Source organism: Anaerobutyricum hallii (genome assembly GCF_900209925.1).
Lineage (GTDB): Bacteria > Bacillota > Clostridia > Lachnospirales > Lachnospiraceae > Anaerobutyricum > Anaerobutyricum soehngenii.
In genome coordinates, this window is the sequence record NZ_LT907978.1 from 1,182,787 (window position 1) to 1,197,499 (window position 14,713).

Annotated in this window: 14 protein-coding genes; 12 read left to right on the plus strand and 2 right to left on the minus strand. The window is 37.8% G+C overall.

The genetic code is table 11. The features are described from left to right. From hisB to EHLA_RS05415, 6 genes are all read left to right on the plus strand, one after another. The gene (hisB, locus tag EHLA_RS05395) at nucleotides 1-591 is read left to right on the plus strand and encodes an imidazoleglycerol-phosphate dehydratase HisB (protein WP_021906642.1); all 591 of its coding nucleotides are present in this window, start codon (nucleotides 1-3) and stop codon (nucleotides 589-591) included. Beyond that, nucleotides 592-930 carry a phosphoribosyl-AMP cyclohydrolase gene (gene hisI / locus EHLA_RS05400; RefSeq protein ID WP_096239594.1) on the plus strand — a complete coding sequence of 113 codons (339 nt, stop codon included), beginning with the start codon at nucleotides 592-594 and terminating at the stop codon, nucleotides 928-930. A 112-nt stretch (nucleotides 931-1,042) separates the two neighbouring features. Then, nucleotides 1,043-1,852: an ATP-dependent sacrificial sulfur transferase LarE gene (gene larE, locus EHLA_RS05405; protein ID WP_096239595.1), complete on the plus strand. Its 810-nt coding sequence runs from the start codon at nucleotides 1,043-1,045 to the stop codon at nucleotides 1,850-1,852. A gap of 213 nt (nucleotides 1,853-2,065) precedes the next feature. Further along, on the plus strand, nucleotides 2,066-2,221 hold the full coding sequence (locus EHLA_RS16055) for a vanadium nitrogenase (RefSeq protein ID WP_123864842.1): 156 nt from the start codon (nucleotides 2,066-2,068) through the stop codon (nucleotides 2,219-2,221). A 115-nt stretch (nucleotides 2,222-2,336) separates the two neighbouring features. After that, nucleotides 2,337-4,973, plus strand: a complete 2,637-nt coding sequence (alaS, locus tag EHLA_RS05410) for an alanine--tRNA ligase (protein ID WP_096239596.1) — start codon at nucleotides 2,337-2,339, stop codon at nucleotides 4,971-4,973. A gap of 246 nt (nucleotides 4,974-5,219) precedes the next feature. Beyond that, nucleotides 5,220-5,630, plus strand: coding sequence for a peptide deformylase (locus EHLA_RS05415; protein WP_096239597.1), 411 nt, complete (start codon nucleotides 5,220-5,222; stop codon nucleotides 5,628-5,630). A gap of 197 nt (nucleotides 5,631-5,827) precedes the next feature. Here the strand turns inward: EHLA_RS05415 and EHLA_RS05420 are convergent, their stop codons facing one another. After that, entirely contained in the window at nucleotides 5,828-6,847 is a 1,020-nt protein-coding gene (locus EHLA_RS05420) for a hypothetical protein (RefSeq protein WP_096239598.1), read from the minus strand. A 416-nt stretch (nucleotides 6,848-7,263) separates the two neighbouring features. Beyond that, nucleotides 7,264-8,088 (minus strand): PD-(D/E)XK nuclease family transposase, encoded by an 825-nt coding sequence (locus tag EHLA_RS05425; RefSeq protein ID WP_096239599.1) that lies wholly within the window; start codon nucleotides 8,086-8,088, stop codon nucleotides 7,264-7,266. A 709-nt stretch (nucleotides 8,089-8,797) separates the two neighbouring features. On the opposite strand from EHLA_RS05425, the gene rpsU reads away from it, so the two are divergent. From rpsU to EHLA_RS05455, 6 genes are all read left to right on the plus strand, one after another. Beyond that, on the plus strand, nucleotides 8,798-8,974 hold the full coding sequence (gene rpsU, locus EHLA_RS05430) for a 30S ribosomal protein S21 (RefSeq protein ID WP_005346250.1): 177 nt from the start codon (nucleotides 8,798-8,800) through the stop codon (nucleotides 8,972-8,974). A 438-nt stretch (nucleotides 8,975-9,412) separates the two neighbouring features. Continuing rightward, a complete protein-coding gene (locus EHLA_RS05435) occupies nucleotides 9,413-11,044 on the plus strand; it encodes an IS1182 family transposase (RefSeq protein WP_096239600.1) in 1,632 nt (543 codons plus the stop codon). 325 nt (nucleotides 11,045-11,369) lie between these two features. After that, nucleotides 11,370-12,368 carry a dihydroxyacetone kinase subunit DhaK gene (dhaK, locus tag EHLA_RS05440; RefSeq protein ID WP_096239601.1) on the plus strand — a complete coding sequence of 333 codons (999 nt, stop codon included), beginning with the start codon at nucleotides 11,370-11,372 and terminating at the stop codon, nucleotides 12,366-12,368. 251 nt (nucleotides 12,369-12,619) lie between these two features. Further along, nucleotides 12,620-13,243, plus strand: coding sequence for a dihydroxyacetone kinase subunit DhaL (dhaL, locus tag EHLA_RS05445; protein ID WP_021907691.1), 624 nt, complete (start codon nucleotides 12,620-12,622; stop codon nucleotides 13,241-13,243). A gap of 18 nt (nucleotides 13,244-13,261) precedes the next feature. After that, complete coding sequence (gene dhaM, locus EHLA_RS05450; protein WP_021907692.1) at nucleotides 13,262-13,642, plus strand: dihydroxyacetone kinase phosphoryl donor subunit DhaM; 381 nt, start codon at nucleotides 13,262-13,264, stop codon at nucleotides 13,640-13,642. 849 nt (nucleotides 13,643-14,491) lie between these two features. Continuing rightward, the gene (locus EHLA_RS05455) at nucleotides 14,492-14,707 is read left to right on the plus strand and encodes a YabP/YqfC family sporulation protein (RefSeq protein ID WP_096239602.1); all 216 of its coding nucleotides are present in this window, start codon (nucleotides 14,492-14,494) and stop codon (nucleotides 14,705-14,707) included. Nucleotides 14,708-14,713 lie beyond the last annotated feature (6 nt).

The following is a 14,713-nucleotide window of genomic DNA, read 5'->3' on the forward strand; positions in this document are numbered from 1 at the left end:
ATGCCAGAAAGAAAAGCGCGTGTTGAGAGAAATACCAGTGAGACAAAGATTGTAGTTGAGCTGAATTTAGATGGCAGTGGAAAGTATGATATTGATACAGGAATCGGTTTTTTTGATCATATGTTAAATAGTTTTGCACGTCATGGCTTTTTTGATCTGACCTGCAAAGTAGATGGAGATTTAGAAGTCGATTGTCACCATACGATTGAAGATACAGGTATTGTACTTGGACAGGCGATTCGCGAAGCAGTAGGAGATAAAAAAGGAATTCGACGTTTTGGAAACTTCCTGCTTCCAATGGACGAGACGCTTGTACTTGGTGCGGTAGATTTATCCGGAAGACCATATTGCGTGTGTGATTTGCCATTTACCGTAGAAAAAGTCGGTGGGTTTGATACAGAAATGGTACAGGAATTTTTCTATGCAGTTTCTTACAGTGCAGCAATGAATCTGCATTTAAAATTAATACATGGAAGTAACAATCATCATATTATGGAAGCAGCGTTTAAAGCATTTGCAAAAGCTTTAGATGAAGCTTCTTCCTATGATCCAAGAATTACAGATGTACTTTCTACGAAAGGAGCACTATAAATGAAAAGCACTATTTCTTTTGACAAATTCAAATTAAACAGTGATGGAATGATTCCGGTTATTACACAGGATTATAAGACAAATGAAGTATTGATGCTTGCCTATATGACAAAAGAATCCTTTGAAAAAACGTTGGAAACAGGGAAAATGACTTATTTTAGCCGTAGCCGTCAGGAACTATGGACGAAGGGAGATACTTCCGGACATTATCAGTATGTGAAGTCTTTAGATATTGACTGTGATAAAGATACGATTTTGGCAAAAGTAGAGCAGATTGGAGCTGCTTGTCATACAGGAAACCGTACCTGTTTCTTTACAAGACTTGCGCAAGAGGAGTAAAATAATACAAATAAGGGAAACATAGAAATTATAAGAAATATAGAAAAAACAGATAAAAATTAAGATAAAGATTAAGATAAAGATTAATGGAAAGAAGCTGAAAAAAGAAGATATGAGCGATTTAGAAGTAAAATATCAAAGATTACTGGATTATTTAAAAGAACTTGGATCGGTAGCAGTCGCTTTTTCCGGAGGAGTAGATTCTACCTTTCTTTTAGCAGTGGCGAAAGAAGCATTAGGAGATAATGTGATTGCGTTAACTGCAAAGTCCTGTCTTTTTCCGGAAAGAGAATCAAAAGAAGCACAACAATTTTGTAAAAGTCTTGGTGTGGAACAGATTGTTCTTGATTTAGGAGACACCGAACTGCATCATTTTAAAGATAACCCGCCAAATCGCTGTTATATTTGTAAAAAAGGTCTGTTTGAAAAGTTTTTACAAAAAGCAGAAGAATATCAGATGGCATATGTTGTAGAAGGTTCGAATATGGATGATTTAGGGGATTATCGACCGGGAATGCAGGCAATCACAGAGCTTGGAATAAAAAGTCCGCTTCGGGCAGCCGGGCTTACCAAAGCAGAAATCAGAGAACTATCCCACCAGATGAATCTTCCCACATGGAGTAAACCATCTTTTGCCTGCCTGGCTTCTCGGTTTGTTTATGGAGAGACAATAACATCAGAGAAGCTTCTTATGGTAGAACATGCAGAAGAGCTTCTTCGGGAAAAAGGATTTCATCAATTTCGTGTTCGGATTCATGGTACAATCGCAAGAATTGAACTATTGCCGGAGGATATTTCAAGAATTCTTGACGAAAAACTTCGAAAAGAAATCGTAGATAAACTCAAACGATACGGATTTACCTACGTTTCCCTGGACCTGGAAGGTTACCGAACAGGAAGCATGAATGAGGTGTTGGCGTAGCTCCGAGGCCACAGATGCTATACTAAGAGCCTTCTACTTCCTGTCTTTGGCTGGAAAGGAATTACTACATCAGTGATAGAAGATTTGAGGATGTTTGTTCGTCTGTTCATTTCAACGAATTAAATCAGAAAAAGGTTTACAGTTTTTTATGAAATATGGTATACTAGCTTTATGTAACCGAAAACATTTTCAGTATGAGAAGGAGGGCCTATTATGTCGGCTGTATTAAGTGCATTTGTTCAATATATTATAACGTTTATTTTGCTGGTAGCAGCCGCGGCCGGAGGTATTTTTTGTGGAAAGAAGTTAAGAACGAAGAAGAACATGGAAAGCAATACGGCTGGTACTGAAAATACATCAGGTAAATAATTAACATAGCGATATATTTTAGGGTGCTGACGGAGAACGGATTGTTTTCTGCCAGCACCCTTTCATGTCGGTATAACCGGCATTAATATATGCGATACTACAGGAGGACAGAATTTTGAAAAAGTATGGAGTAAACGAACTTCGAAGAATGTATCTGGAGTTTTTTGAGAGCAAGGGACATCTTGCAATGAAGAGTTTCTCACTGGTTCCACATAATGATAACAGTTTATTACTGATCAATGCAGGTATGGCACCATTGAAACCTTATTTTACAGGACAGGAGATTCCACCACGAAAGAGAGTAACAACCTGTCAGAAGTGTATTCGTACCGGTGATATTGAAAACGTTGGTAAGACAGACCGTCATGGTACATTTTTTGAAATGCTTGGTAACTTCTCTTTTGGAGATTATTTTAAACACGAAGCAATCGCATGGTCATGGGAGTTCCTTACAGAAGTTGTAGGGCTTGATGCAGACAGATTATATCCATCTGTATACTTAGAAGACGATGAGGCATTTGCTATCTGGAGAGATGAGATTGGAATTGCTCCGGAACGCATTTTTAAGTTTGGAAAAGAAGATAACTTCTGGGAACATGGTGCAGGTCCTTGTGGTCCTTGTTCCGAGATTTATTATGACCGCGGAGAAAAATACGGCTGTGGTAAGCCAGGTTGTACGGTAGGTTGTGATTGTGACCGTTACATGGAAGTATGGAATAACGTATTTACTCAGTTTGAAAATGACGGACATAATAACTATACAACATTAAAACAGAAAAATATTGATACCGGTATGGGATTAGAGCGTCTTGCTGTTATTGTTCAGGATGTAGGATCTATTTTTGATGTAGATACGATTCGTTCCCTTCGTGATAAGATTTGTGAAGTAGCAAAGAAGAATTATAAAGAGAATGAACAGGATGACATTTCAATCCGTCTGATCACAGACCATATCCGTTCCGCTACATTTATGATTTCTGACGGTATCATGCCAAGTAATGAAGGTCGTGGATATGTTCTTCGCCGTATTATCAGAAGAGCAGCTCGTCATGGACGTTTACTTGGTATCGAAGGTAAGTTTTTAGCAGAACTTAGCAAGACAGTGATTGAAGGTTCTAAAGATGGTTATCCGGAATTAGAAGAAAAGAAAGATTTCATTTACAATGTTATCATTCAGGAGGAAGGTAAGTTCAATAAGACAATCGATCAGGGTCTTGCAATCCTTGCTGATTTAGAAGAATCCATGAAGGAAAAAGGTGTAAAAGAGCTTGATGGTGAAGATGCCTTCAAACTTTATGATACGTATGGATTTCCATTAGACCTTACAAAAGAAATTCTTGAGGAAAAAGGATACACTGTAAATGAAGAAGCATTCCAGGCTTGCATGAATGAGCAGAAAGAAAAAGCAAGAAATGCAAGAAAGACAACAAACTACATGGGTGCTGATGTTACTGTTTACGAATCAATTGATCCATCTGTAACAAGTACTTTTGTTGGATATGATACACAGGAATGTGATTCTAAGATTACAGTTATGACAACAGATACAGAGCTTACAGAGGCATTAACTGACGGACAGGCAGGAACAATCTTTGTTGATGAGACACCATTTTACGCTACAGGCGGTGGACAGCATGCCGACAGTGGTGTGATCACATGTAAAGATGGTGAATTTATTGTAGAAGATGTTGTGAAGATGCTCGGTGGTAAGATCGGACATATCGGACATGTCACAAAAGGAATGTTTAAAGTTGGTGATACGGTAACTTTATCTGTAAATAAAGCACAGAGAGCAGACACAGCAAAAGGACACAGTGCAACACATCTTCTTCAGAAATCTTTACGTACCGTTCTTGGAAATCATGTAGAACAGTCCGGTTCTTATGTTGATAAAGACCGTCTTCGTTTTGACTTCTCTCACTTCCAGGCATTAACAGCAGAGGAAATCGCTGAAGTAGAGAAGATGGTAAATGATAAAATTGCGGAAGATATTGCTGTAAACACAGAGATTATGAGTGTTGACGAAGCAAAGAAAACTGGTGCAATGGCATTATTCGGAGAAAAATATGGTGACAAAGTACGAGTTGTTACAATGGGAGACTTCTCCAAAGAATTTTGTGCAGGTACACATGTACCACACACAGGAGTAATCAAAGCATTTAAGATTATTTCTGAGACAGGTGTTGCAGCAGGAGTAAGACGTATCGAGGCATTAACCGGAGACGGTGTAATGAAATATTACCTTGATGAAGAAAAAACACTTCATGAAGCAGCAAAAGCAGCAAAGGCAGAGCCTCATAAATTAGCAGAAAAGATTCAGTCCATGCTTGACGAGATCAAAGCACTTACCGCAGAGAATGAAAAGTTAAAAGATCAGATTGCAAAGAGTGAAGTTGCAGATGTAATGGATCAGGTAGTGGAAGCAGGCGATTACAAAGTACTTCCAGTATCCGTAAAAGACGTTGATATGAATGCTCTGCGTACTTTAGGTGATGACCTTAAAGATAAGATTGGAAGCGGTGTTATTATCCTTGCTTCCGATATGGGCGGAAAAGTTAACTTAATCGTAACTGCAACAGATGATGCTGTAAAAGCAGGAGCACATGCCGGAAAGATCATCAAAGAGGCAGCAGCCTTAGTAGGTGGCGGCGGTGGTGGACGTCCAAATATGGCTCAGGCCGGTGGAAAGAATCCAGCAGGAATCAAAGCTGCATTAGAAAAAGCAGTGGAAATCGCAAAAGAACAATTATAAGATGTAAATTCTGGAGTGCCGCAGGCAAGTAGACGCTCCTCAAAAGAGACAATAGCCTATATTTGTGACTCTATCGCTGTGGGTTGAATGTTTGCTTAAACGCTCACATTCAATCCTCGCTCTAAGGCCACAAATATAGGCTATTGTCTCTTTTGCGGAGCTGTCTTTGGCTGGCCTTGTAAAGTCAGAATTTCTGGTTTTCGTTTCTTAGTCCATCAAATCAGAATTTCGATAGGAGGATAGTTTATGATTCGACCGATTATGAGAGATGTTTTGTTTCTCAAAAAGAAAGCAGTTCCTGCGACAAAAAACGATATGTCAGTAGTGCAGGATTTACTTGATACGTTAAAGGCAAATGAAGCTGGCTGTGTTGGAATGGCAGCAAATATGATTGGGGTAAATAAAAGAATTATTGCGGTGAATATGGGATTTGCGAATATTGCGATGTTAAATCCGATGATTGTGAGTAAAAAAGAACCATATGAAGCGGAAGAAGGCTGTTTATCTTTAAAAGGAGTTAGAAAAACGACTCGATATCAGGAGATAGAAGTGGAGTATGAAGATATTCATTTTAAAAAACAGCACCAGAAGTATAAAGGCTGGGTGGCGCAGATTATACAGCATGAGGTGGATCATTGCGAAGGGATAATTATTTGATTTGTGAAGCAAAACAGATGCACCGAAAGAGAGAAGAGACTCTGTATCTGTGACTCTATCACTTGTGGGTTGAATGTTCGCTTTTGCGCTCACATTCAATCCTCGTTCTAAGGCTACAAATATAGAGTCTCTTCTCTCTTTCGATGCTGGTTTCGTCAATTTTGTTAACTTACCTATGGTAAATCATAAGATAAATATTAAGAGAACAGTTTTTTCTTGACTTTCGTATATTCTTCTTCAGTATATCCTTTTTCTAATATTTTTTCTTTTGGTATTCCAAAAGAAATGAATGCAGCAATTGCGTGTTCTCGTTCCTTTTGAGTATTTTCTCGTTCCTTTTCCGTATTTCTGCGTTCTTGTGCTACTCCTTTATCCCAGGCATCTTCTAGCATTCCCTGTAATATTGCACGACCCATACTTTCGCCCATCGCTTCCACCTTCCTTTCCAATTCTTTGGTCATCTCTACGCCGCATTCATTTTTTAAATAATTCTTTTTTTCTTCTACCGAATGGTCTGCAATTACATATTCCAACATTTCGATTAGTTTATTTTTAGACTGTGTCATGTTTTTCCCACCTCGTATTTTTATGAGAATCCCCTTTAACAGATTTATCTCTTCGGGGTGAATATTTTCACCAAATTTTACTTCCGGTCTAAGTTGGTATTCTATAATGGAATCTTCATTTTTTCTGGCATCCATGCATATCCAGATACTTATTACTTCCTTAATCTTATCGTAGTCACTTCCGAAAAATTCTTGTTCCTTTTGTGCAGAAATCATTCTGGAAAGATAGTATGTCATGCGGTTTTCAATGTGATATCCTAATCTGGAAACACTTGTTGTCGCCTGTGCTTCAATATTGATAAGAACCTTTATGCGTTTCTTCCCTTTAGTTATATTAAATCGAATATCATAAAATATTACACCCTCGCCAGGCACATTATCCTCTGTATTGCTTCCAGAAATTTTTCCAAATTCGTTTTTACTTTTGTGAGAAAGTCCTGCATCGACTGGAACTTCTAATATCTCTACTTCCTCAATTCTATTGATTATCTCCAGTATATCATATTCTTTAAATTCTTCTACACTGTATTTTAAAATTCTTGCCAGAATCTGTTTATCTGCCAGTAATGCCTTAATCTTTTCATCGACTTTCGCTACACCATCACCAAGCGCAGAAAGTGTCTTTGAGATATAGGTTTCTCTGACAGCCATATGTCCTCCTTTCAAGACTTCAATTATGATGTGTCAATGCTATTATACGACTATTATATACATAATTCAACATAAGAGTTAATAAATGTTTGATATAGAATTTTGAACAGGCACCGCTAAAGAGAGGGTATGTAGCTGAATTGTATTTTATCTTCTAAAGAAAAGAGAATGTTTATAAGTTTGATTTTGTTCCGTTGCACTAAGCATTTCATTTTGTCCAGAAAAACCATGCCCTTCTGGAGAATTCCCATTTTTACCAACTATGGATTTAAATTAGACAGAAAAAAGAAAAAATACGATATCCCAGATGCGGCTTCGGAGCGTGTTTAAAATGCGGATGAGCATTTTAAGCACAGCGACTACAGAGCAGATGGGATATCGTATTTTTTCTTTTTTCGTCTAACCAAATCTATAGATCAGGAGTTGGTTTCTGCTATCCAATTCTGAACAGTTTCAATAGAGAAATTTACAGCTTTTGCAATCTGTTCTGCTGGCATTCCCATATCAAGAAGAGTAAGGGCAGTTTCTCTTGCTTTTTTTAATTCGCCAGACTGCTCTCCTTCATTATAGATTTCTTCTAATTCCTGACACATTTGGTTCACTCCTTCCGTAGTTTCTTTTAACTGCAGTACTCTTGCAGACAGGACATTACTATACATTTTGTCTGCTTCTTTGCAATGTAAGTCATGCATTAAGCGGCCTAATTCGGTGTCGTCCTGTTTTTTCGAGTTTACATATAAAATATGTTGTCCATCTTCAAATATTTCTCCGGTTTCGTTGCTTCGTCTTCTTATGTGGTTGATTGGCAGGTTATATCCAAGGACATCATTTTTAGTAATGAAAATGACATAAGTTTCTGGGAGATTGTCAAAAAGATCGCCTGGATTCAGTAGGTTCATATCCAGTAGACCGCAGTGGTATCTGGCTCTTTTTGGAGAAGCACCATCATTCTCACCTTGAATCTCCACATTAAAAAAATTATTCTCTGCATCTTTTGCCACGCAGTCTAAAATGGCGGAACGCCCTTGGAGATTTTTATAATCTTTTTGTAAAGTCTGGTCGATTACCGTTAGTTCCTTTTTGTTCATGATAACCTGAAGAATATATTCCGTACATGAAATTTCCTTTAAAACATTCCGCATAAAGATGTCATTCATTATCGTAAAGTGTTTTATCTTTTCTTTATATCTTTCGTAGCGTTGTTCTAAGCCTTCTGGCTGTAAGATTGTGGAATCTGGCATTTACGCTACCTCCGTTATGATATATCAATGGTTGCTATATAAGTATTATATACATAATTTAACAAAAAAGTCAATGAATATTTGCAGTAAAATTATGGTTTGTTATTTGTTGACTGCTGAAATAAATTCAAAACTGAATATTAGAGAATTTGAAAAGTCTTTGTGAGTTTCATGAGATTGTGAGCATTCGGGGAATGAAATATTAAAGATTGACATGGATTTTTCTGGGAAAATATAATATAATCCCCTCAGTATTTGCGGTACTGAGGGGATTTGTATTTGTGTACATATTGTACAGCATATTCTTTTCTGCTTTCAATATATCGTACTGAATCACATATTTCAAGTATATTCTGCTTTCAAAATTTTATGCCAGATTGTGCCGACGCATAATCATATAACTGTCAAACTCCCGAGTATATTATATCAGAGTTCGTGCATACAAAACTGTGAAAGGAAAAATATATTACAGTAAGTGGAGCAATGTAAAAAAGTACGAATAAAAAAGTAAGAAGAATGGAGAGACATATTATATCTGATATAATAACCAAAATAAAGAGGTGAAAGAACTGGAGAAATAATTTATTTAAAAAATTTTAAAAAAGTTATTGACGAATTAGTATTTTATGCTATAATGTTAGACAGTGCAAAAATACCCAGACAGTTGTATTAGGCACAATACGCAACTGGAGGGAGGTTAGGTGAGTCAATGTCAAGTATTATCGTTAAAGAAAACGAATCTTTAGACAGCGCTCTTCGTCGTTTTAAGAGAAGCTGTGCTAAAGCAGGTATTCAGCAGGAGATTCGTAAAAGAGAACACTATGAGAAACCAAGTGTGAAACGTAAAAAGAAATCTGAAGCTGCTAGAAAACGAAAATATAAATAAGTGCTGTAAGAGGACATCCAGTTATGGATGTCCTTTTTTCATGCTGTTTTTAAGGATATCCTGGGGAGGTTTGAGATTCACTTTCCAGACTTCGTCTCCAAACAAATCAAATTAGACATAATCGTGATTATGTAAAGTTCGGGGCTGTCGCGCTATTGTTCCAACTTTAGACTATTAAAAAACACAGAGAGACCCCATATATAAATCCACACTAGTTGAAGTACTTCGTTGGATTGTGTCCAGGTCAGTAAGACAAGAGGTTGTCTTCTTCCCTTGGATACAATCTCTCCTCGTTCTTCAAATAGTGCAGATTTATATATGGGATCTCTCTGTGTTTTATTTTTATTTTATCTCGGAACAATAGCCCGACAGCCATTTGCGTAAAGAAAATCAAAGCCGTACTTCTATGAAGAACGGCTTTGGTGTATAATCTATGTTATGACAATCACAAAAATTATACAAAAAGATTATACATCATCTATATTAAATTATCAATTCAAACTTCCTCTTGAAATGGAAGTTCTCATCGAAGACAATGACCCGGTACGCCTGTTGAGTGTATTTGTGGAGGGGCTGGAATTAACCGATCTTTATAATTCTTATCAGAAGATCAAAAAAAATCAGGTATCACCGCGTCAGATGTTCAAGATTATCCTTTATGCTGCTATGAACCATATCTATTCGAGCAGGGACATTGAAACTGCCTGTAAGAGAGATATCAATTTCATGTATCTTTTAGAAGGAAAACCAGCACCAGATCATTCCACTATCGCCAGATTTCTCTCTGCTCATTTTTCGCAGTGTTCCAAAAAGACTCTGGCAGAAGTAACAGAAGTCCTTCTTGACATCGGTGAGATCTCCGGTGTTCAGGTTTTTATTGACGGAACAAAGATGGAATCTGTAGCAGGCCGCTATACTTTCGTATGGAAGAAAGCCGTCACAAAATTTCAGAACAGATTAGCAGAAAGGATCGCTGTTTTTGTGGAAGGACTGGAACTCTCTTACGGGATCCATTTTATCTTCAATGGGACAACGTTTGGTATCAGGACATTGAAAAAAATACGGAAAAGACTTTACCGGATCAAGGAAGAAGAGGGGATTATCTTTGTTCATGGATGCGGCAAAAAGCAGTCAAAACTGCAAAAAGATATCAAAGAATTAGAGACCTATCTTGCGAAATACAAAGAATACAATCAAAAGATCCATACCTGCGGGGAACGGAGCAGTTACTCAAAAACAGATAAGGATGCTACCTTTATGCGGATGAAAGAAGATCATCTGGGCACTGGGCAGTTGAAACCAGGATATAATGTCCAGCATGGAGTGGATTCGGAGTATATCACATGGGTTGACACGAACCAGAAAACAAATGATACACAGGCACTGATTCCATTTTTGCAGGATATGGAGTCACATCTGAGCTTTCGGTATCGGGATATCGTTGCAGATGCCGGTTATGAAAGTGAAGAGAATTATCTTTTTATTGAAGAGAACGGTCAGATAGCGTATATCAAACCAGGTAACTATGAAAGGTCCAAAAAAGCAAGATACCGGAATGATATTGGGCGGGCCGAAAATATGACTTATGATGAGGAAGAAAACAGCTATGTGTGTCATAATGGGAAAAAGCTGGAATGGAGATGCGATACAGAGAGAACATCAAAAACAGGATATACCCGTGTCACATCAATATACGAATGTAAAGAGTGTAAAGGCTGCCCGTGTAAAACGGACTGTATTCATGGGAATCATTGTAAAACACCAATAGAAGAGAGAAAAAAGACACTCCATGTACAAAAGACCTTAAATGCAAAACGGAAGGAATGCGTGGAGAGGATTACCAGTGATTACGGAAAACAGTTGCGAATGAACCGGAGTATACAGGTGGAAGGATCATTTGCGGACATAAAAGCAGATATGGGATTTCGCCGGTACACCTATCGAGGAATGGAAAATATCCTAGCACAGAATATTATTCTGGCAATCGCCCATAACATAAACAAACTTCACAATAAGATTCAGAATGACTGTACAGGACAGCATTTGTTTGAACTAAAAAAGAGTGCCTGAATTTAAAGAGCTTAAAATACAAATGTAAAAAGTCTTTTGTCAAAAGCAAGAGGCTTGATTTTGTATACCCTTTTTGTAAAAACAAAGAGAGATATGTACAAAAATTTAATAGATTGGATTAGAAAATCATATAAAAAGGGCATCAACAGTAACGATTAAAGAATCGTTACTGCGACAGCCCCAAATAGTTATTCAAAATATCCTTAAAATTGCACAAAACTAATTGACCGATTTATACAAAAGTGATATTATTAAAACTGGAATGAGTGTATGAGTTGTCATATACTTCCAATGACATATTATTTCTTTGAAGGAGGAGATTATTTTGAAGAAGATTATTAATGCAGTAGATCAGGTAGAAAACCAGATGATAGAAGGTATGGTTAAGGCTTTCCCTCAGTATGTTAAGAAGCTTGACTGTGGTAATGTTGTTGTCAGAGCGCAGAAGAAGACTGGCAAGGTAGCATTAATCAGTGGTGGTGGAAGCGGACATGAGCCAGCACATGGCGGATTTGTTGGAAAAGGTATGTTAGATGCTGCAGTTGCAGGTGTTGTATTTACTTCTCCTACTCCTGATCAGATTTATGAAGGAATTAAAGCTGTTGATGATGGCAAGGGCGTTTTAATGGTAGTAAAGAACTATACAGGTGATGTTCTTAACTTCGAGATGGCAGCAGAGATGGCAGCGGATATGGATGGCATCGATGTAAAAGAAGTTGTTGTTAATGATGACGTAGCTGTACAGGATTCTTTATATACAACAGGTCGTCGTGGTGTTGCCGGAACTGTATTTGTACATAAGATTGCCGGAGCATTAGCAGAAAGAGGAGCAAGCCTTGACGAAGTACAGGCTGTTGCTCAGAAAGTTATTGATAACGTAAGAACAATGGGTATGGCTATTAAGCCTTGTACTGTACCAGCAGCCGGAGAACCTGGATTTGAACTGGCTGACGATGAGATGGAGATCGGTATTGGTATCCATGGAGAACCTGGTGTTGAGAAGAAACCTCTTGAAACAGCAGATGAGATTGTTGATACACTTCTTGAGAAGATTTTAGCAGATATCGATTATGCAGGATCTGAAGTTGCAGTGATGATTAATGGATGTGGATCTACTCCTTTAATGGAACTGTTCATCGTTAATAATCATGTAGCAGATGTTTTAGCTGAGAAAGGTATCAAAGTATATAAGACAATGGTAGGCGAATATATGACATCTCTTGAGATGGAAGGATTCTCTATTACATTACTTCGTCTGGATGATCAGATGAAAGAACTTTTAGATGATGAGGCAGATACTCCTGCACTTACCGTTGCAAAATAATAGAACAACAAGCAGACTGTTTAAGGTCAGTTATTGACAGACTGACCTTAGACAGGTTACAATGAATTATAAAAAGACCGGCGTAATCTGCGTGGGTCTTTTGTTACAGTATTAATATGATACCAGGGTCAAAAGGTCAGAAAGCCGATGCAAGTTTGTTTGCAGGAGTGCAAAGCATGTAGTATCTGGTATCAAAGGGGTCAAATACCTTTTGAACCCAACAGCATAATATCAGGAAAGAGGACATAATTATGGCAGACGTAAAAAAAGTAATTGAGATCATTGACAAGATTATTGCAGATGTAGATGAGCAGAAGTTATTTTTAACAGAGCTTGATAATGTAATTGGTGACGGTGACCATGGAATTAATCTTGCTCGTGGTTTTGATGCAGTTAAAACAATTGAAGGAACATTTGAAGGTAAAGATATCGGAGCTATTTTAAAAGCAATCGGAATGAAGCTTGTTTCTACTGTTGGTGGTGCTTCCGGTCCTTTATACGGAACTGCATTTATGAAGTCAGGTGCTTTACTGAATGGTAAGACAGAGATGGATATGAATGACTTTATCGAAATGCTTCAGGTTTCTATTGACGGTATCATGAAGCGTGGTAAGGCAGTAAAAGGCGAGAAGACTATGCTTGATGCTATGATTCCGGCACATGATGCAATTGCAGCTTCCTATGAAGCAGATAAAGATGCAAAGAAAGCTTTAGAAGCAGGCGTAAAGGCTGCAGAAGAAGGTATCGAATATACAAAGACAATTATCGCAACAAAAGGTCGTGCAAGCTATCTTGGAGAGAGAAGTATCGGACACCAGGATCCAGGCGCTACTTCATTTACATTAATGCTTAAAGCAGTACAGGAACTTGCATAAGAGAAAGGAATTAGAAATATGGTAGGTATTGTTGTTGTATCCCATAGCCAGAAGTTAGCAGAAGGTGTTGTGGAATTAGCATCTTTAATGGCACCGGAAACACCGATGAAGGCAGCCGGTGGAATGGATGACGGCGGATTTGGGACAAGTTTTGAAAAAATTACAGAAGCAGTCGAAGAAGTGTATAGTGAGGATGGCGTAGCAATCTTTATGGATTTAGGAAGCGCTGTTATGACAACAGAGATGGTCTTAGAATCTATGGAAGACCGCAAGATTAAGATGGTTGACTGTCCTGTTGCAGAAGGAACGATTGCAGCAGCAGTAGTTGCCGCAGGAGGAGCTTCTCTTGAAGAAGTTGTGCAGGTAGCACAAGCATCGAAAGAACAGGCAAAATTCTAATTTGTAGATTTTGTATAGACGAAAAAAGAAAAAACACAATATCCCATCTGCTCTATAGTCGCTGTGTTTAAGATGCTCATCCGCATCTTAAACACGCTCCGAAGCCGCATCTGGGATATCGTGTTTTTTCTTTTTTCTGACTGTTCTAAATCTACAGTTTGTCAATATGGAATATGCCAGAAGGAAGTTCCTATTGCAGGGGGGAGGGCAACAGACGCCACTGAAGAGAGATTGCTTAACTGAATTGTATTAAGGTTTCTAAAGAAAAGAGAATTTTTATAAGTTTGATTTTGTTCTGTTGCGCCAAACGCTCCATTTTGCCTCAAAAAACGAAAACTTCGGAAAAACGAGTCCAAAGTTTTCAGAGTCAAAATTCCACAGCGCAAAGTCACAAAATGCAATACTTATAAAAATTCTCTTTCCTTTACTATAGTTTCCTTGCAATTCAGCAAGAAGTTCTATTATAGCGGCTGTCTAACCTCATCCTACAACACAGTTAAAAAACAAGGGGATTGTCCAGAAGTATACAATTTCTATTTAGATGGAAAACTCCAGAAGAAATGAGTCAATCCTTTAGATTTTAATTTCCTGAGAATCCATAACCTTCTGGAGAATCCCCATTCTCACCAACTGTAGATTTAGAGTAGTCAGAAAAAAGAAAAAAATAATACATCCCAGATGCGGCTTGGGAGCGTATTTAAGATGCGGATGAGCATCTTAAATACAGCGACTACAGAGCAGATGGGATAGGGTAGTTTTTCTTTTTTCGTCTACAATAAATCTAGAAATCAGGAGTTCTATTTTTTTCTTCTTTCTCATAGGGATATAAAAAATACATGGTGTGATTTTATGCTGGAAAGGAAGAGTTCTTTTGTCTGTTCGGTAAATGGAGCCAAAGAAATCAGTATAGAAAATTATGGGAGTCTGGGTGATTTCAGTGATAAAAAGATTGTGTTGAACTGCTATAAATGTAAGATGATTATTGAGGGGGAAGGTCTTTTAATTGAATATTTTACCGATGTTGATATGAAGATTACAGGTCATATTCATTCAATTCATTTTTGAAGGGAG